Origin of the sequence: Enterobacter cloacae complex sp. 2024EL-00214 (genome assembly GCF_043945575.1) — a bacterium.
GTDB classification, from domain to species: Bacteria; Pseudomonadota; Gammaproteobacteria; order Enterobacterales; family Enterobacteriaceae; genus Enterobacter; species Enterobacter cloacae_P.
In genome coordinates, this window is sequence record NZ_JBIMRC010000003.1 from 54,921 (window position 1) to 72,374 (window position 17,454).

Annotated in this window: 18 protein-coding genes and 3 tRNA genes; 6 read left to right on the forward strand and 15 right to left on the reverse strand. The window is 52.8% G+C overall.

Annotated elements, in window-relative coordinates:
• Positions 1–2: 2 nt before the first annotated feature.
• Positions 3–1,013, forward strand: a complete 1,011-nt coding sequence (locus tag ACHHZ6_RS04465) for an Ldh family oxidoreductase (RefSeq protein WP_395121847.1) — start codon at positions 3–5, stop codon at positions 1,011–1,013.
• Positions 1,014–1,130: 117 nt separating this feature from the next.
• The gene (gene tsr, locus ACHHZ6_RS04470; protein WP_182919362.1) at positions 1,131–2,792 is read left to right on the forward strand and encodes a methyl-accepting chemotaxis protein; all 1,662 of its coding nucleotides are present in this window, start codon (positions 1,131–1,133) and stop codon (positions 2,790–2,792) included.
• A 63-nt stretch (positions 2,793–2,855) separates the two neighbouring features.
• Here tsr and ACHHZ6_RS04475 read toward each other — a convergent pair whose 3' ends face one another.
• The 9 genes from ACHHZ6_RS04475 to ACHHZ6_RS04515 all read right to left on the reverse strand — a co-directional run bounded on the left by ACHHZ6_RS04475 (position 2,856) and on the right by ACHHZ6_RS04515 (position 10,245).
• Positions 2,856–3,365, reverse strand: a complete 510-nt coding sequence (locus ACHHZ6_RS04475) for a GNAT family N-acetyltransferase (RefSeq protein WP_196390777.1) — start codon at positions 3,363–3,365, stop codon at positions 2,856–2,858.
• Between the two features lie 14 nt (positions 3,366–3,379).
• On the reverse strand, positions 3,380–5,671 hold the full coding sequence (opgB, locus tag ACHHZ6_RS04480; RefSeq protein WP_196390778.1) for a phosphatidylglycerol--membrane-oligosaccharide glycerophosphotransferase: 2,292 nt from the start codon (positions 5,669–5,671) through the stop codon (positions 3,380–3,382).
• Between the two features lie 269 nt (positions 5,672–5,940).
• On the reverse strand, positions 5,941–6,423 hold the full coding sequence (locus ACHHZ6_RS04485) for a DUF2501 domain-containing protein (protein WP_182273636.1): 483 nt from the start codon (positions 6,421–6,423) through the stop codon (positions 5,941–5,943).
• Between the two features lie 85 nt (positions 6,424–6,508).
• The gene (gene dnaC, locus ACHHZ6_RS04490) at positions 6,509–7,246 is read right to left on the reverse strand and encodes a DNA replication protein DnaC (RefSeq protein WP_182273637.1); all 738 of its coding nucleotides are present in this window, start codon (positions 7,244–7,246) and stop codon (positions 6,509–6,511) included.
• Positions 7,243–7,788: a primosomal protein DnaT gene (gene dnaT / locus ACHHZ6_RS04495; protein WP_182273638.1), complete on the reverse strand. Its 546-nt coding sequence runs from the start codon at positions 7,786–7,788 to the stop codon at positions 7,243–7,245. Before dnaT ends, dnaC begins: the two co-directional genes overlap by 4 nt.
• Before the next feature lie 137 nt (positions 7,789–7,925).
• Complete coding sequence (locus tag ACHHZ6_RS04500) at positions 7,926–8,354, reverse strand: organic hydroperoxide resistance protein (protein ID WP_023310299.1); 429 nt, start codon at positions 8,352–8,354, stop codon at positions 7,926–7,928.
• Positions 8,355–8,438: 84 nt separating this feature from the next.
• Positions 8,439–8,891 carry a MarR family winged helix-turn-helix transcriptional regulator gene (locus ACHHZ6_RS04505; RefSeq protein ID WP_182273639.1) on the reverse strand — a complete coding sequence of 151 codons (453 nt, stop codon included), beginning with the start codon at positions 8,889–8,891 and terminating at the stop codon, positions 8,439–8,441.
• A 113-nt stretch (positions 8,892–9,004) separates the two neighbouring features.
• Entirely contained in the window at positions 9,005–9,478 is a 474-nt protein-coding gene (locus ACHHZ6_RS04510) for a threonine/serine exporter (RefSeq protein WP_182273640.1), read from the reverse strand.
• Positions 9,469–10,245 carry a threonine/serine exporter ThrE family protein gene (locus ACHHZ6_RS04515; RefSeq protein WP_182273641.1) on the reverse strand — a complete coding sequence of 259 codons (777 nt, stop codon included), beginning with the start codon at positions 10,243–10,245 and terminating at the stop codon, positions 9,469–9,471. The genes ACHHZ6_RS04510 and ACHHZ6_RS04515 overlap by 10 nt, the downstream gene beginning before the upstream one ends.
• Positions 10,246–10,650: 405 nt before the next feature.
• Between ACHHZ6_RS04515 and ACHHZ6_RS04520 the strand changes: the two genes are divergently transcribed.
• Entirely contained in the window at positions 10,651–11,388 is a 738-nt protein-coding gene (locus ACHHZ6_RS04520; protein ID WP_182273642.1) for a LuxR C-terminal-related transcriptional regulator, read from the forward strand.
• On the forward strand, positions 11,385–12,020 hold the full coding sequence (bglJ, locus tag ACHHZ6_RS04525) for a DNA-binding transcriptional activator BglJ (RefSeq protein ID WP_182274622.1): 636 nt from the start codon (positions 11,385–11,387) through the stop codon (positions 12,018–12,020). The genes ACHHZ6_RS04520 and bglJ overlap by 4 nt, the downstream gene beginning before the upstream one ends.
• A gap of 38 nt (positions 12,021–12,058) precedes the next feature.
• Here the strand turns inward: bglJ and ACHHZ6_RS04530 are convergent, their stop codons facing one another.
• On the reverse strand, positions 12,059–12,517 hold the full coding sequence (locus tag ACHHZ6_RS04530) for a YbaK/EbsC family protein (protein ID WP_182273643.1): 459 nt from the start codon (positions 12,515–12,517) through the stop codon (positions 12,059–12,061).
• A gap of 328 nt (positions 12,518–12,845) precedes the next feature.
• Between ACHHZ6_RS04530 and ACHHZ6_RS04535 the strand changes: the two genes are divergently transcribed.
• Positions 12,846–14,192, forward strand: a complete 1,347-nt coding sequence (locus ACHHZ6_RS04535; protein ID WP_182273644.1) for a PTS sugar transporter subunit IIC — start codon at positions 12,846–12,848, stop codon at positions 14,190–14,192.
• Between the two features lie 99 nt (positions 14,193–14,291).
• Here ACHHZ6_RS04535 and ACHHZ6_RS04540 read toward each other — a convergent pair whose 3' ends face one another.
• Positions 14,292–15,356, reverse strand: coding sequence for a GGDEF domain-containing protein (locus ACHHZ6_RS04540; protein ID WP_182273645.1), 1,065 nt, complete (start codon positions 15,354–15,356; stop codon positions 14,292–14,294).
• A gap of 255 nt (positions 15,357–15,611) precedes the next feature.
• On the opposite strand from ACHHZ6_RS04540, the gene ACHHZ6_RS04545 reads away from it, so the two are divergent.
• Positions 15,612–15,842, forward strand: a complete 231-nt coding sequence (locus ACHHZ6_RS04545) for a DUF1435 domain-containing protein (protein WP_182273646.1) — start codon at positions 15,612–15,614, stop codon at positions 15,840–15,842.
• Between the two features lie 42 nt (positions 15,843–15,884).
• Here the strand turns inward: ACHHZ6_RS04545 and ACHHZ6_RS04550 are convergent.
• From ACHHZ6_RS04550 to rsmC, 4 genes are all read right to left on the reverse strand, one after another.
• A tRNA-Leu gene (locus ACHHZ6_RS04550) sits at positions 15,885–15,970 on the reverse strand.
• Between the two features lie 32 nt (positions 15,971–16,002).
• Positions 16,003–16,088, reverse strand: a tRNA-Leu gene (locus ACHHZ6_RS04555).
• A gap of 28 nt (positions 16,089–16,116) precedes the next feature.
• Positions 16,117–16,203: transfer RNA gene (locus ACHHZ6_RS04560), tRNA-Leu, on the reverse strand.
• Between the two features lie 173 nt (positions 16,204–16,376).
• Positions 16,377–17,405 carry a 16S rRNA (guanine(1207)-N(2))-methyltransferase RsmC gene (rsmC, locus tag ACHHZ6_RS04565; RefSeq protein ID WP_182273647.1) on the reverse strand — a complete coding sequence of 343 codons (1,029 nt, stop codon included), beginning with the start codon at positions 17,403–17,405 and terminating at the stop codon, positions 16,377–16,379.
• Between the last annotated feature and the right edge of the window lie 49 nt (positions 17,406–17,454).

Consider the following 17,454-nt stretch of genomic DNA (forward strand, 5'->3'; position numbering starts at 1 on the left):
TAATGGAGATGGTCAACCTCTCGTTAGCAGAGGCTTATGCGCTGGCACACCGGGTGCTGCACGGGAATGGATTCAGTGAGGCACATGCCGCCGTGGTGGCAAAAAATGTCACCCACGGTGAGCGTGATGGTTGTGCCTCGCATGGTTTGTGGCGGTTGCTGGGGATTGTTGCGACCCTGCACAAAGGGAAGGTGTCGCCAGACGCTGAGCCGGTTATCACCGATACCGCGCCCGCCATCGTGAAGGTGGACGCCGGTGGGGCATTTTCCCTGCTGGCGTTCGAGCGGGCGCTCCCGCTGTTGATGGAAAAGGCACGGCACAGCGGAATGGCTGCTCTGGCGATTAATCGTTGCGTACACTTTTCGGCGCTGTTTGCCGATGTCGAGCCGTTGACGGATGCGGGGCTGGTGGCACTGGCTACCACCCCCAGCCATGCGTGGGTCGCCCCCGCTGGCGGGACGAAGCCACTGTTTGGCACTAACCCGATTGCGTTTGGCTGGCCGCGCGGGGATAAACCACCGTTTATCTTTGATATGGCCACCAGTGCGGCAGCCCGCGGTGAGATCCAGCTCCATCAACGGGCGGGAAAAGCGGTACCGGAAGGGTGGGGGATCGACCGCGACGGCCAGGCCACCACGGATGCGCAGGCGATCCTCGACGGTGCGATGCTGACGTTCGGCGGATATAAAGGTTCGGCGCTGGCGGCGATGGTTGAACTGCTTGCCGGGCCGCTGATTGGCGACATGACCAGCGCGGAGTCGCTGGCGTGGGATAATGGCGCAGGCGGATTGCCCTATGGTGGTGAGCTTATTCTGGCGCTGGATCCGGATCGCTTCCTGGGTACGGACGCAGCGCGGCATCTGGCGCGTGCCGAGACGCTTTTTATCGGGATGCAGCAGCAAGGCGCTCGTCTGCCGGGTGAGCGTCGCTATTTTTCTCGTGAGCGTACGATCCGCGAGGGAGTGAATATAACCCATTCACTTTTCAGGGATATCTCTTCTCTGATCAAATAATTGTCGGCGTTATCAACATATCAGGAGGGATTATGTCCTTCCTGGTAGTACGTTTTTCGTAAAGTTTTCCTTTCCCAGGCCGAAAATTCTGTTATCTGTCTGATGGAAAGAGAAAACATGTTAAATCGTATCAAGATTGTCACCAGCTTAATGCTGGTTCTCGCTATTTTTGGCCTGTTACAACTTACCTCCGGTGGTCTTTTCTTCAATGCCCTCAAGCATGACAAAGAGAACTTCACCGTCCTGCAAACCATTCGCCAGCAACAATCCACGCTGAACGGCAGCTGGGTTGCGTTGCTGCAAACCCGTAACACCCTGAACCGTGCGGGCATCCGCTACATGATGGATCAGAGCAATATTGGCAGCGGCGCGACCGTTTCCGATCTGATGCACATTGCTTCTGCGTCTCTGAAACAGGCGGAAAAAAACTGGGCTGACTACGAAGCCCTGCCGCGTGACCCGCGTCAGAGCGACGCCGCAGCGATGGAAATCAAACGTAACTACGATATCTACCACGGTGCGCTGGCGGAGCTGATCCAGCTGTTGGGTGCAGGCAAAATCAATGCGTTCTTCGATCAACCAACCCAGAGCTATCAGGATGGTTTTGAGAAGCAGTATGTGAGCTACCTGCAGCAGAACGACAAGCTGTACCAGACCGCGGTGGAAGACAGTAACAGCTCTTACAGCCAGGCTATCTGGGTGCTGATTAGCGTGCTGGTTGCCGTGCTGGTAGTGATTATTGCCGTCTGGCTGGGTATTAAGCAGGCGCTGATCTCCCCGCTGAACCGTCTGATCGACAGCATTCGCCATATCGCCAGCGGCGACCTGGTGAAACGCATTGATGTGGAAGGTTCCAACGAGATGGGGGTTCTGGCCGACACGCTGCGTCATATGCAGGGTGAGCTGGTGCGTACCGTGGGTGACGTGCGTAACGGTGCGAACGCCATCTACAGCGGCGCGAGCGAAATCTCGATGGGTAACAACGATCTCTCTTCCCGTACTGAACAGCAGGCTGCTTCCCTGGAAGAGACCGCTGCCAGCATGGAACAGCTGACCGCGACGGTTAAGCAGAACGCCGAGAACGCCCGTCAGGCGAGCAACCTGGCGCTGAGCGCGTCTGAAACCGCGCAGAAAGGCGGTAAAGTGGTGGATAACGTGGTGCAAACCATGCGTGACATCGCCGGCAGTTCGCAGAAGATTGCTGATATTATCAGCGTGATCGACGGTATTGCTTTCCAGACCAACATTCTGGCACTGAACGCGGCGGTAGAAGCGGCGCGTGCGGGTGAGCAGGGGCGTGGTTTTGCCGTGGTTGCGGGTGAAGTGCGCAACCTGGCACAGCGCAGCGCCCAGGCGGCACGCGAAATTAAGAGCCTGATTGAAGACTCCGTTGGCCGCGTGGAAGTGGGTTCTACCCTGGTAGAAAGCGCCGGTGAAACGATGGGTGAAATCGTCAATGCGGTGACCCGCGTGACTGACATCATGGGTGAAATCGCCTCTGCCTCTGACGAGCAGAGCCGCGGTATTGACCAGGTGGGTCTGGCGGTGGCTGAGATGGATCGCGTGACCCAGCAGAACGCCTCGCTGGTGGAAGAGTCCGCCGCTGCTGCGGCAGCGCTGGAAGAGCAGGCGAGCCGTCTGACGCAGGCCGTTGCGGTATTCCGCATTCAGCAGGAGCAGATGAAAGCGCGCGAGCTTGCCTCAGCGAAAACCGTTGCCCCGGTCATGGCGCGTAAAGCGGCAACGGCCGATGCGGGCGATAACTGGGAAACGTTCTAATTCTGTCTGTTGTGCCGGGTGGCGGTTGCGCCTGACCCGGCCGATGGTTCGGTTTTTTAGCGCCTAAATAAGATGCCGGCGCATGGCACAGCGAGAGTCATACGCTAATCCGTGCGCGGCTTCTTCCTCTCTTTTCTGACGCAGCTCTGGCGTTAATTCTGTGACTATTTCAAACCCCAGCCGCGAATAAAACGGCGCATTCCACGGTACGTCACGGAAGGTGGTCAGCGTGAGCGACGTCAGCCCCAGTTTGCGAGCCTGCTCAACAGCACAGGCGATAAGCTGCCGACCGACGCCTTTTCTCTGCCAGTCCAGGTGAACCGAGAGTTCCACAATAAACAGCGATGTGGGATGTATCTCCGCGAGGATGAAACCAACCGGCTTATCCCCGACCAGCGCCAGCCAGCTCATCCCTTGTTCGATACAGGCCAGATGACGTTCTGCTGAAATGGCAGGGCTGTCGGCAAGCCATGCCAGCGCAGGAATCTCACGAAAGCGCTGGCCTGCGGCGCGCTCAATGGCGGGCAGGGCAGCGACATCGTGAAATGTTGCAGGTCGAACGGTCATTTTCATGGTGTACAGATCCATCAGCCCGCGCTGCTCACGATTTTAATTTCAACCATTCCGATCCCAAGCTGTCGCGGTGAGTGGCCGAGGATATTGCCTTCGTTAGTGGATTGCGGATCTGGCGGCACAATCACCAGGGTCTTGCTGCGCGATGGGTTATCGAAATGCAGCGTGGTGGTGGTGACGTTGTTTCCGAGCGTTAACGTTTGTTCTTGATTGCCCACGCGTACAGGAATGGGCTGGTTTGCGTTCGGCCCAAAGGCTTTCGCCGTGATCACCAGATCGAATTTTTCCGGCAGAGGATGGGTGTACTCAATTTTCACCTCATCGCCCAGTTGTGCGTTGGACCAGCGTCCCCAGGATTCGGGGCGGGAGATGCCGCTGAACTGCTTCACCTCTTCCGGGGCTCCGGCCACGTTGAAGATGAAGCTGTCGGCCTTGTAGCGGATGTCGTTGTCGACGATTTTCAGCATGTCGACGTTACGCTGGTAGCGCGCGGTATCAATAACCGTATCCTTAAACGCGGTTTTACTTTTCCACTGTGCTTTGTCGACGCGCTGGACAGTCTGTTCCCCCCCGAGCTGCCCCTGAGAAACACACCAGTCGGTAGAAAGCGCCAGCGGCTGCGACCAGAGCTGACCCATTTTGTAGCATTTGTCGACCCAGACAAAGTTATCGCGCGGGGCGAAATCGGCCAGTTGGAAACGCAGCGGCGCGGAGTATTCGCTTTCCGGCAGCGGCTCGACCCGGTTATCCGACACGCGCAGCAGTAGCGGCAAGCGGAAATGGCTACCGGAGAACGCGATCATGCTTTTATCCTGATCGATGGTGAAGTCTTTCATCTCTTTCGGGAAATTCCACAGCCGGATGATATCCGGTTTCCATGCGAGGATTTTTTCCTTCATGTTGAGGAACACTTCTGACAACGATTGTCCCGACAGGGTGCTGCGGCCAAGACCGATAAAGTTATCTCCCCCCAGGATATCCAGCACGGTGGCTCCGTTATCCATTGAGTTGCGTTTGGTGGCAATCACCTCCTGTTGTGGGTGATCGCCGCGCAGAACGAAGAACAGGTTGGTGCGATCCTGTTTGTTAAGGGCATCCCATGCGCTGTTTTTCATCGCCAGGTGGTCAGAAGAGACAACAATTACCGTGTTTTTAAAATACGGTGAGGCTTTGATTTTCTCGACTAATGCAGCGATATGCTCCTGGCTGCAGGCCACGGCGCTGAAGGATTTATTACTCTTACCGTCAATGGCGTAGTTTTTACGCTTACAGGTGCGTGAAACGAATCCGTCAGGATGGTGGGTATCCACGGTCAGGGCAAAGAGCGAGAAGCGCTTGCCGGAGCGAGACAGCTCCTCGAATTTCTTCCAGGTTTCGTCCAGCACCGTATCATCGTAGAAGCCCCAGTCGTTACGATAATTCGGATCGGCGACCGTGGTTTTTAACTCTTCTGAACCATACAGATAGTCAAAACCGTGCGATTTCAGGAACACGTCTTTTCCGGCAAAGCGCAGGTTGGCACCTTGTACAAAATAGTTTTCGTAGCCGGAGTTCTTCAGGATATCGCCAAGACAGATATTCTGCGGGAAGAAGCTCGACATCGAAGCTGAAGCATTGCCTTCAAATGGCGCGAACAGCGGGATACCACACTGTGAGGCGACCATGCCGGCGATGGTGTAATCAGTACCGGGTAATTGCATGGTGTGGCTAAAGTCGAGACCGTCGTTTTTCAGCGCGCCCAGCTCCGGCGTGAGGTTCGGGAAGGCATCGTCATCAAAATACGTGCGTTCCAGACTCTCGCCGTAGATATAGACCAGGTTGAGCTTCGGGTGGTCTATCTTTTTCGATGGCTCTTTGTAATACGCCACGAAATCCGGATCGCCGTCACGCGACTGGGATTTTACCAGCTCGGTTATCTGGTGAAATGCCGGGCTGGCGTCGACGGAGGCCAGCGCAAGGAAAAGCGCCAGCAGGCTGTAGCCATGATGATGAGGACGATGCCGACGGCGGCGCAGTACCCAGGTGAGAGTCCCAAAAATGGCAACCAGCGCCAGGACGACTCCCAGACCTGGAAGTATGTACTTACTGACACCCGCACCGGTCAGGCTGTTGGTCAGGGTATAGAGCACCGCATCGTTAATACCGTCTCCGGTAAAATAATTACTGGCGTACAGGGTAATGTTTAAAACAATGAAAATACCGAGTACCCCCAGCGTGACGACAAACCACCAGGTGTTACGGCCCGCTTTCCAGGCGTAAACGCCGATGGAAGCCAGGAAAAGGAATAGGGACACTAACTCTGACAACAAGCTATCCTCATCACGCCAGGATCTTAGCTGGCTAACTGTTCATGTTTTGGTAGTACAATGTAATTACGATGTTGTTAAGCTGCAATTTTAGTGTCACTAAAGCATGCAGTTGTTAGGAATTGGTTTATAAAATCGCTTTTTTGAAGGCGGTCGCATCCTGACATATGGACGCTGAGACGGTGGCAGGTGGTAAAAACGCTCAGTTGACGCCGCGTTGCAAGACTATCGTAATAAACGCGGCGTGTTGTGGCAGAAAATGGGGTGGATCAGGAGATGAAATTAATGCCCTGTTTCAGTACCAGATCGCAGGCTTTGGTTTTCACCTGTTTCGCCAGCGAGGAGTTGCCGATAGTGCTCAGGTTAAGCTGCTGCCCGTTTTGCGCATTGAGCAGGCCCTGAATACCATCCATATAGCTGGTGTCCTGTTTCTGTTCCTGGGTATCCAGACCTAGTTTACCCAGCACCTGGTTTTTCACGTTTTGTGCGTCGGTCACGGAGGCCAGTTTTTGCTTCGCACAATACTCCAGAATACCCGCGGCGTTATTCATTGTGCCCGCGCTCAGCCCCTGAGTGCTGCCACCTAACAGGCTGGTGAGGGAAGACGCTGACAGACCGCCCTGAGAACTGCTGCTCTCTTTGGTGAGTTCGTTCGCGGCACTGGTCAGAGAATCCTGCCATGATGCAGCCTGCACCGCGCCGGTAACCAGCAGTGCGCCTAACAGTGTGCTGAAAAGAAAAGTTTTTTTCATAGTGGCTTACTCAAAAAAGGTCCGTTTCGGGCCGAAAGTGGCTCCAGTATATACCTTCGGGTCACCTGCATTTCCTGGAAATATCCTAATACTCTTTGCCGGTGACGCGGCTGCGATAACTTTCCCAGTCAAAGATGACATACAGACTGTTGCCGAGCTTCATGCGATCCATCACGCGTTCGCCCAGTAAGCGGGTCATCTCGTCGATATTGTGGTTCGTCAGCATGCCGGTTGGGCGTTTGGAAGAGGAGCGGCGATCGACAATCTGGTTAATGATCACTTTTTCATAGCGTGATTCGGTCTGGACGCCAATTTCGTCGATGACCAGTAAATCGACGTTGCTCAGATCGTTAAGCAGCTGTTCTTCGCTGGTTTCACGGTTGCTGAAGGTGTCTTTCATGGCGGACATAATATCGGCCACGGTGATGATTAATACGGATTTCCCGCGCAGCAGAAGTTCGTTGCAGATGGCGGCGGCAAGGTGGTTTTTCCCGGTGCCTGGCTTGCCGCTAAAGATGAAGCTGGCGATGTTGCCGTCGAATTCATCCACGTACTGACGTGCGGCGGCGAGAGCGTTCATCTGCCCGTTGCTCTCAAGCTTATAGTTATCAAAAGAGCAGTTCTGGTGTAGCGGACGGATACCGGAGCGATTAAAGGTGCGCTGCATTTTCATCGCCCGGTTTTCGCGGGCGAGGGCGGCTGCACGGATCTCACCCTGTTCCTTTTGCCATGCCAGCAGTTCTTCACCCGTGGTAAAGGCGGGTTTTACGTTAGCGGGCATCATTTTTTGCAGACGTTTCATCAGGTCGCCGACGTTTTTCATTTCGCACCTCGGAATCCGTTGGGGATCTGTTTATCCGGTTCTGAAAACGCGTTGATATCGCGCTTAGGTTGCCCGCCGTTGCTGGCGCGGTTGATTTGAAGGCTGCGTGCGAGCTTTTGCTGCCACTGAATATGGGTGAATACTTTGCCTTCTGCCTGCCACCAGGCGGTGAACGCGGCCAGCTCTTCGGGGGTTGCGGGCTGAGTCAGTGCAATGCCCCATAGCGCCGCCTGACGCTGAAAATCGGCGTCCGGCTGCCAGCCCGCGTACAGGGCAAATTTCCCCATCGGGATGGCCACAGGGGCGTGACCCGGTTCGTCAAAGAACTGGTTATCCAGAGTGACATCGCTCGCCGGGCGTGACAACCGCGCTTCAATCTCCAGAAGCTGCGCCAGACGCTCCGGTGTAATTGCATAAAACGCCGGAGCGTTATCGGCAAACACGGCAAGCGTACCGCCTTCGGCATGGGTCAACACGCCACGGGGATCGCGCATAAAGGCATCAATGCCAGCGACGCTGTTGGTCAGGATTCTGGAGGACATAACACTTTCTCTGCTGATAACTACGGGCGTGATATGGGTTTATGGTAGCACAGAGCGGGGGAGGGAATGGAGGGGGAAAGTGCGGGTTGATGCCCTCACCCTAACCCTCTCCCACAGGGAGAGGGAATCAGTCTGGATTACGCGATAATGTTCAGCGTTACGTCGATATTACCGCGGGTGGCGTTGGAGTATGGGCAAACAATGTGCGCAGCATCCACCAGTTTTTTGGCTTCAGCAGGATCCATACCTTCGACGTGGATGTTCAGTTTTGCTTCAATACCAAAACCGGTTGGCAGCGGGCCAATCCCCACTTCGCCTTCAATAAAGGCATCTTTTGGCAGAGTGAATTTGTCACGTGCGGCCACAAACTTCATTGCGCCCAGGAAGCAGGCAGAGTAACCCGCAGCAAACAGCTGTTCAGGGTTGGTGACTTCACCGCCCATGCCGCCCATCTCTTTTGGCACACCCAGTTTAACGTCCAGGACGCCATCGGAAGAGGTGGCGCGGCCATCACGGCCTCCGGTTGCTTTGGCTTTGGCAGTGTAGACAACTTTTTCTAAAGACATGGCAGGTTCCTCATCTTACGTTTATGTGCGCTATTAAATAGCGTGCGATATATGTGGGTAAATAAATACGCGTAAAGTATAGCCTTACGCGTGCTGTAACTGTTGTCGCAAAAGTTCAAGCTGTTGCTTGAGTGCCAGCATGCTGTCAGTGTCACATTGTGCTGCACAGCCCACCGCGTGAGGGACTTCCAGCGCTTGTTGCTGAAGTGCGCGCCCCGCATCACTCAGGGTGACCGCGACCTGGCGCTCGTCTTTACGCGAACGATGGCGGTTTATCAGCCCGGCACTTTCCAGACGTTTTAACAAAGGCGTCAGGGTGGCGGAGTCAAGAAACAACCGTTCACCAATGTCCGACACCGTAATGTCATCCTGCTCCCACAGCACCAGCATCACCAGGTATTGCGGGTAGGTCAGGTTTAGCGGTGCCAGCAGTTGCCGGTACAGCTTGTTAAGCGCCAGATTTGCCGAATAGAGGGCAAAACAGAGCTGGTTATCCAGCAGAAGCGCGGTGGTGGTGTCGTTCGTTTTTGCATTCATGGATTGAATATAGGTAGTGCGCGATATAATTGCAAGCAATTTTATTGGTGAGCGCCATTCAGCACCAGGCGGAATGGCGAGATTATCCCCACGGCAGCGAAACAACTCGACTCTCAAACGCGTGGACGTTTGCGGTACAGCCACAAACCGGGGATCGACAGCCCGATGGAGAGCGCTCCAACAATGGAGGATGCCTTAAGAAAGTTGCTCAGCAGGAGGATCATTTGTGGTTCGCTGTAACCAAAGTGACTGATTTTTACCGCTGAAATCATGGCCGTATAGGCGGAGATACCCGGGAACATAGGGATAACGGCTGCGACGGTGAACACTTTTGGATGTGCCAGATACCAGCGTGACCACTGAATGCCAATGCTGCCAATCAGCATTGAGGCGATAAATGTCGACCATTCGATGTTAAAGCCCGCCGTCATCATCAGCATCCGCGAGCCGTGACCAATAGCACCCAGCAGAGCACACCACGGCAGTGCACGTTGCGGTACGTTAAATACCATCGCAAATCCGACGGCAGGAATGGCGGCCAGGAGCATGTCCTGCGCCAGTGCAAGCAGAAAATCTATCACGCCCATCCGCGTAACCCCCACAGTGTCATTGCCATGACCACACCGATGCAGGTGGCCAGCGTAAGTAAGCTGGCGATAGCCCAGCGAGCCAGACCGGTATTGATATGTCCTTTAAACATGTCGGCAACCGCGTTAATTAACGGAAAGCCAGGTACCAGCAGGAGTACGCTGGCGGCCATAGCAATGGTGGGAGTATCGGCAAACTGTGGCAGGCGCAGGAGCAAGCCTGAAACCGTGGTGGCGACAAACGCGGTAATGCAGAAGTTAATTTGTGGGTGCAATTGCCGGTGCGTCAGTAACTGACGGACATACATGGCGAGGCTGCTGGCGAAGAACGTGATGAGTGCGCCGTCCCAGCCACCTTTATTGAGCTTACAAAAACAGGCGCATGACAGTCCCACCATCAGCACAACCAGCCAACGTGGATAGCGTAATGGCCTGATTTGGTTAAACCGTTTCTCAATTTCCTTGAGGTCGAGCAGTTTGTGCTCCGCAAGAATAACGATATGCTGCACCTCCGTCACAACGTGCATATTAATACCGCGATCGTGGTTTTTACGGGTGGAGGTCAGGCACTGACCGTCTTTAATGGTGGTCAGCACAATGGCGTTTGATGAGATAGCGCTTTCAACGCTATCCATACCCATCGCCAGCCCCAGCCGCGTAGAAAGTTCCTCGACCAGCGCGCTTTCCGCTCCATGCTGGAGGAGAAAAAGTCCGCACTGAATACATAGCCGCGTTATCGCACGCTGCATTGACTGATCTGCCTGCATGTATTGCCCTGAAGAGAAGAAAGAATGCTTGCCTGATGGCACTGAATGCTTACTTTTAGCACAAAGAGAGGTGTCTTGTGCTCTGGGTCAGATCAAGGTTTGTGCAAACAGTTGTCACCCGGTTTGCGCCACGGTGCGTGCCTTAATTCATTAATATTGTGAATTCTTTAATCTCAAAATATAAAACATTTATATTAAGTTTTTCTAATTTTATATTTTCGTTATTTTAAGGTTGTTTGAATTAAATTTAGTTGATCTTTATGAGATATTATAACTGTTTTAGACGTTTCTTAATTCAATAACATCTGCCATCTTCTGCGTGTATTAATCAGTTGTGCATTCAGGGGCGAATGTACGTTAAACCTAAAGATTACCCGATAAATGAAAAATGGACACGGAGGGTCTATGTTGCCATTGAATGGTAAACACGGAGTGGTGATTAGCAGGATACCCGTCATGCAAAACGGGTTGGGTAGCGTCATGGCACGCCATTTTCCTGAGTTTGAGCTGACATACTGCCGCTCACTGCAAGAGTTAACCTTGCTTCAGTTACGCCGTGCTGACGTCATTATTGCTGATGTTTCAGGGTATTACGGAAACCCCCGGGGCTTACTGGAAGAGTATTACGGTTTATTGAACCAATACCGGGGTATTCACTGGATTTTTTTAGTCTCCCGTCCTCTTTATCCGATTGCTGTTGAGCTGCTTATGCGTCCGGAAAGTACGTTACTTTCTGATATGGAGCCGATTGAAGGCGTGATTAACGCTATTCGTGCAGGTAGCGATCGGGCGGAGCGGATAAGCCAGACGTTATTACTGGCAGAATCACCAGGCTCTGAAGATGAAGACGAACACTTTATTGCGCTCACACACTCCGAACGCAAAGTATTGCGCCTGTTAGGTAAAGGTTGGGGAATTAACCAAATTGCCACACTGCTCAAGAAGAGCAACAAAACGATTAGTGCGCAGAAAAATAGTGCGATGCGCCGGTTGTCACTACGTAGTAATGCCGATATGTACGCCTGGATCAGCAGTACACAGGGAATGAGAGAGCTGAGTTTAATGTCAGCCTATGGAGAGTACGAGGAATGGAAAAGACCGTTACAGCAAGACATATCGCTGTCATCGAAAATTGCGCAATGAGTGCGGTTGGGCTGCAGCATCTCTTTGCGATGCCTGAGCTCAGCCATTATCAGTTGCACCTGTTTACCCAGTTCGACAGTTTTAAGGCGGCACTTCCTCACATCTCCTTTTTCTCGGTGATTTATTCACTGTCTGATGCGCGAGAGGAGCGTCGTAACTGTCTGGCCTGTCTGCGGGATCTTGCGTTTACTCATAGTGACATCCAGCGGATTATACTGGCATCTGATGAGATGGAAGCGCGGTTGATTGGCCATCTTTCGCCTTCACGCCTTCATGGCATTATTAGTAAGGCGGTGTCGCTTAGCCACCTGCAGGCGGAGTTGCTTGCGTTGCTAAGTGAAACACATCGAATCAATGACAATGTACTGAACCACTGGTATGTGAGCCAGAGCAGGATGTTAAGCCCAACGGAGCGCGCGATTTTGCGTTATATGTCTTTCGGGTATTCCATCCCTGAAATCGCGACACAGCTTGAACGTAATATTAAAACCATCCGGGCGCATAAGTTTAACGCGATGGTGAAGCTGGGGGTTAATTCAGATGTAGGGCTACTGGACGCGGCGGACATTTTGACTCATCTTCCGGCCAGAGATACTCGAGGCTCTGTGTTAAGCACGCCAGTATTCTCATAACCTGGTGTGGATGCGCCAGATACGCTCTGGCGCAACGATCAAATGCAGACATCGACCCACCTGGCGGATGTCAGCTCAGCCATCCGCTCAGGTGAAATGCGCACAGCACTGTGGATTGCACCGGCAGCGGGGAGCACTTCAGCGTATTGTTTTAAGGAAATATCACAGTACACCGACAGCTGGTTTTCCAGCCCGAACGGGCATACGCCGCCAACAGGATGGCCGGTGATGGTGACCACCTCATCACTACTGAGCATGCGTGCTTTCGCACCAAAGGTGTCTTTCAGTTTTTTGTTATCCAGACGTGCATCACCTTTCGCGACCACCAGAATCACCTCATTTTTGACCTTTAATGACAGCGTCTTGGCAATTTGCCCCGGCTCAACGCGATGGGCAGCCGCGGCCAGGGCAACGGTGGCGGTACTCTGGCTAAGTTCTATGACCTCTATATCCGGAGCGTTGTCGGCAAAAAACTGCTGTACAGACTGCAAACTCATTGTTTCCTCCTGACAAATATCCTGCGTAATCTGTCATAAGAAATTATGCTCTGTAAATATCTCTTAAGTAACAAATATCCCGTATGGCTGATTTCTGGATCGCCTTCACATTCACAGAAACCGGTTACAGTAACCGGTTGCGGAGCGTGCGTGAGAGATTAATACTGAGTACGTAACGTCCCCTGTATCCAATAATAAGAGCAAATTATGAAACCATTCTGTCTGAGCAGTACCGCTGGTACACAAGCCAGCAAGGTTGTGAAGCTGATTTATGGATTAACGTGTGGCGTGGATGCGCCTGTAACGAACGTCTGACAGGAGATCTGCTATGTCTGCCAACCATGCTGCGTTTAACCTGATATTCCGTTTTGTTGAGAATTACGTTAGCCCGATAGCCGGGCGGATCTCCTCCCAGCGTCATGTTATGGCTATCCGGGATGGGTTCATCTCCGCAATGCCGTTCATGATTGTAGGATCATTCTTGTTAGTGTTTGCTTACCCACCGTTTTCGCCAGATACCACCTGGGGCTTCGCGCGCGCCTGGCTGGATATGGCGAAGCAATTCGAAGGCCAGATCCTGACGCCGTTTGATATGACGATGGGGGTGATGTCTATCTATATCTGTGCGGCCATCGCCTATAACCTGGGCAAACACTATGTTAAGTCGTATCAGTTAGATCCGTTCATGTGCGCAATGCTGTCGCTCATGGCATTTCTGCTGGTCGCAGCGCCAAAAACCAAAGGCACTCTGCCTGTAGACAGCCTGGGGGGGACGGGGATCTTTACCGCCATTCTGGTGGCAATCTACTGCGTAGAGATGATGCGGTTCCTGAAAGCGCACAACATTGGTATTCGTCTGCCTGACCAGGTACCACCGATGATCAAAAACTCCTTTGATCTGCTGATCCCGGTACTGGTGGTGGTGCTGACGCTCTATCCGCTGAGTCTGCTGATTCAGTCTGAGTTTGGCATGCTGATCCCGCAGGCCATTATGTCTGTCTTTAAACCGCTGGTTTCTGCGGCAGACTCCCTGCCTGCGATCCTGCTGGCGGTGTTGATTGGCCATCTGCTGTGGTTTGCGGGGATCCACGGTGCAGCTATTGTCTCCGGAATGCTGCAGATGTTCTGGCTGACCAACCTGGGGGCAAACCAGACCGCGCTGGCGGCCAGCCAGCCTCTGCCACATATCTTTATGGAAGCGTTCTGGACGTTCTTTATTGTGATTGGGGGTTCGGGAGCTACGATGGGGCTGGTGTTCTGCTATCTGCGCAGCCGCTCTGCACATTTGCGCTCAATTGGCCGTCTGAGCGTGGTGCCAAGCATCTTTAACATCAATGAGCCTGTCATTTTCGGCACCCCGATTGTGATGAACCCGGTGTTCTTTATTCCTTTCCTGCTGGCCCCTATGGTCAATGCCGTGCTGGCCTGGTCAGCGATGAAGTTTGATCTGATTAGCCGCGTGATCTCTGTCGTGCCGTGGACGGCTCCTGCCCCAGTGGGTGCCGCATGGGCACTGGGTTGGGATTTCCGCGCAGCCATCCTGGTGGTGGTGCTGGCCTGCGTATCGGCAATAATCTACTTCCCGTTCTTTAAAGTGTACGAGAAGCAGTTGCTGGAACAGGAAGCTGAAGAAGCGCAGCGTAATGCTGAAGAGGAAAACCAGCAGGTTGCATAGGTCAAAGCAAAACGGCAACCGGAGGTTGCCGTTTTGCGTGTTTACCCTTCTCACCGGAGAAGCCGCTATTATTCATGCCGACCTTTCCGGTTCCCGTCCTTATGTTGTCTGCATCTCTTCGCTGAACAGGATGTTATTACGTCCCATATGCTTTGCTTCGTAGAGGGCTTTATCCGCTTTTTCCAGCGCGCTTTCAACGTCGTCACCCTCAAAAATGGCAATGCCAATACTGATGGTGACGTTGGTGGCGACACTTTCGTTGAACATATGCGGGATTTTTAAATCGTAAACTTTCTGGCGGATCCGCTCTGCCGTCAGACGGGCATGTTCAAGCGAGATGTTGGTCAGCAGTACCATAAACTCCTCACCACCAAAACGCGCGACAATATCACGTGAACGCACGGCATTACGGATTGCCGCAGAGACCCGGATCAGCGCCTGGTCGCCCATCATATGGCCATAGTGGTCGTTGTAGGCCTTGAAGTGGTCGATATCCAGCAGCAGGACAAAGTGCTCGCCGTTTTCTACCGTCGGCAGGTTCTCCAGCCGGCTTTGCAGGCCACGACGGTTATACAGGCCGGTAAGCGGATCCATCATACTGAGATCGGTAAGCGTTTCTCGTTCTTCCAGTAACCGGGAGAGCAGCTCCTGAGCGAAATGGTCGTTACGTCTTTGCAGAATATTGTGAATACCAATCGCCACCACAGGCAGTGCGAAGGAGTAGGTCATTCTCAGCCAGTTTTCATGATTGCTTAACCACAGGCAGGCAATAAAGGCGGGTAAGGAATGCAGAATAAATGCTTTGATATTGCTGGCAAATGACAGTGAACCGATAAAAAGTACTGTTAATAACGCCATGATCAAATATGTCAGCTGATCGTGCGTAATTAACAAAAATTTCGAGACAATTTGCCAGGCCCATAAAGAACCGAAGATCGAGGAAACGACAGAAATATTGACTTTCCGGGTTCTGTTTTTCCAGTGCCAGAGGAGTAATCCACTACTGATTGCAAAAATAGCGAACAGGGGCATCGGAAACTGAGGGACAGAATAGAGCGGGTTTGTTACCGAGAACACGGCTGAGGTAGCGTTCAGGAATAAAAATAAACGTAAAGATAATTGATATTTGCTATTGACCAAAGACCGCCAGGATTGTGATGTCATAGTAGTACGTTTTTATTAAAATTTAATTAAAACAGATGAATAGGTGTTGTTTTTGAATAGTGAATGCAAAGTAAATCGAAAAATAATTATCAGAAAATCTTTATAGGTAGTTAACAGGTGAGCAATTTATCACCTTAGGCATTTCCTGTCATTACAGGAAAGGTAAAGGGCGATTGATTTTAATTATGCATGCTGACATATGATAATTATTACCATATGATATTGGTTATCATTATCGGTATGAAAGGGTAAAGCATGTTGAACAGGGCGCTGGGAAGTGGTTGGGGTGTACTGCTACCGGGGGTGATTCTGGGCGGTCTGATGTTTGCCGATCTCTCCATTGAGACCTGGAAAGCCATCATTGTTTCGGGGTTGTTGGTGACGTCGGCAATGATCTGGCATAAGCAGTTACGGCACTTTGTGTTGCTGCCATCATGCGTTGCGCTGGTCAGTGGAATTCTGGTGATACTGATGAGTTTGAAATAACAGGGAAAAAGAAGAGGTACAACAGAAGGGATGTAAGATAATTGGTGCGAGGGGGGGGACTCGAACCCCCACATCCTAAGGACACTAACACCTGAAGCTAGCGCGTCTACCAATTCCGCCACCTTCGCACAGTCATCTTACTTTTTTGATATCGCCTCGTTGGTGCGAGGGGGGGGACTCGAACCCCCACATCCTAAGGACACTAACACCTGAAGCTAGCGCGTCTACCAATTCCGCCACCTTCGCCCAGTGCGAGCAATATCAACGTGATTTATGGTGCGAGGGGGGGGACTCGAACCCCCACATCCGTAAGGACACTAACACCTGAAGCTAGCGCGTCTACCAATTCCGCCACCTTCGCATACCATCGATACTGTAAAAGTATCGTAACCACGGAGGCGCATTCTAGATGTTTTCAGCTTTACGTCAACTGAAAAGTGCGCACCTTTTATTGATTGCTGCAAAAATGGTCGGAACAGAGACGCCTGTTTGCCGGATGGCGCTGGCGCTTATCCGGCAAACAAACATGACGAATTATTTTTTCGCCTGACGTGTCATCACGGTGCGGTAAACCTTAAAGCGGCCGGTCTGGGCGATCACTTCGTGGAAGCCAAAGGTTTCATCCAGCACTTTCGGGTACGCCAGGAAGGCGTTCGCGACGATACGCAACTCGCCGCCGCTGTTGAGGTGACGGACTGCACCACGGATCAGCGTTTGCGCCGCCTCAAGGCTGGTCTCCATCCCGTCGTGGAACGGTGGGTTAGAGATAATCATGTCAAAGCGACCAGTCACATCAGAGAAGACGTTGCTGGCCATCACTTCGCCTTCAATGCCGTTGGCCGCAAGCGTTGCGCGGCTGGCTTCTACCGCTGGAGCACTGACATCACACAGCGTTAAACGCACTTTTGGCGAGTGGCTGGCAAGTACTGTCGCCAGTACGCCCGCACCACAACCCACGTCCAGCACTTTGCCTTTGGTGTGCGGCGTCAGGGTGGACAGCAGCAGCTTACTGCCAACATCCAGACCGTCGCGGCTGAAGACGCCCGGCAGGGTTTTGATGGTCAGACCGTCAAGCTGATATTCGCCCCAGAATTTATCTGCATCAAACGATGGCTGTTTTTCCAGGCGACCGTGGTACAGGCCGCAGCGACGGGCGCTGTCGACTTTGTTCAGCGGGGCATACTCTTCGAGCATCTGCTCTGCGCTACGCACGCCGCTGCGGTTCTCACCGACAACGAAGATGTCGCAACCGACCGGCAGCAGGGAGAGCAGGTTCATCAGCTGGAACTGGGCTTCCGGTTTGTTCTTCGGCCAGTAATAAATCAGCGTATCGCAGTTGGCAACATCGCTCTGCTCTGCCACCAGGCTAAAGCGCGCGCGCTCGCCCATCTGGCGGCTCAACACCTGCCAGTGGTGGTAATATTGGGTGTGGGCACGGCTTTCAGCACAGTCGAAACGCGCAGGCAGGTCATCCTGCATATCTCCGGCAAACAGAATACGGCTTTGTTCGAAATCATCACTGTGGCGCAGCAAGACTTCACTTGCCGGGGTAAATGCAGACATGAATTGTTCCTCAATAAACTCAGGCGGGGATTATAGTAGGTAGATGGCG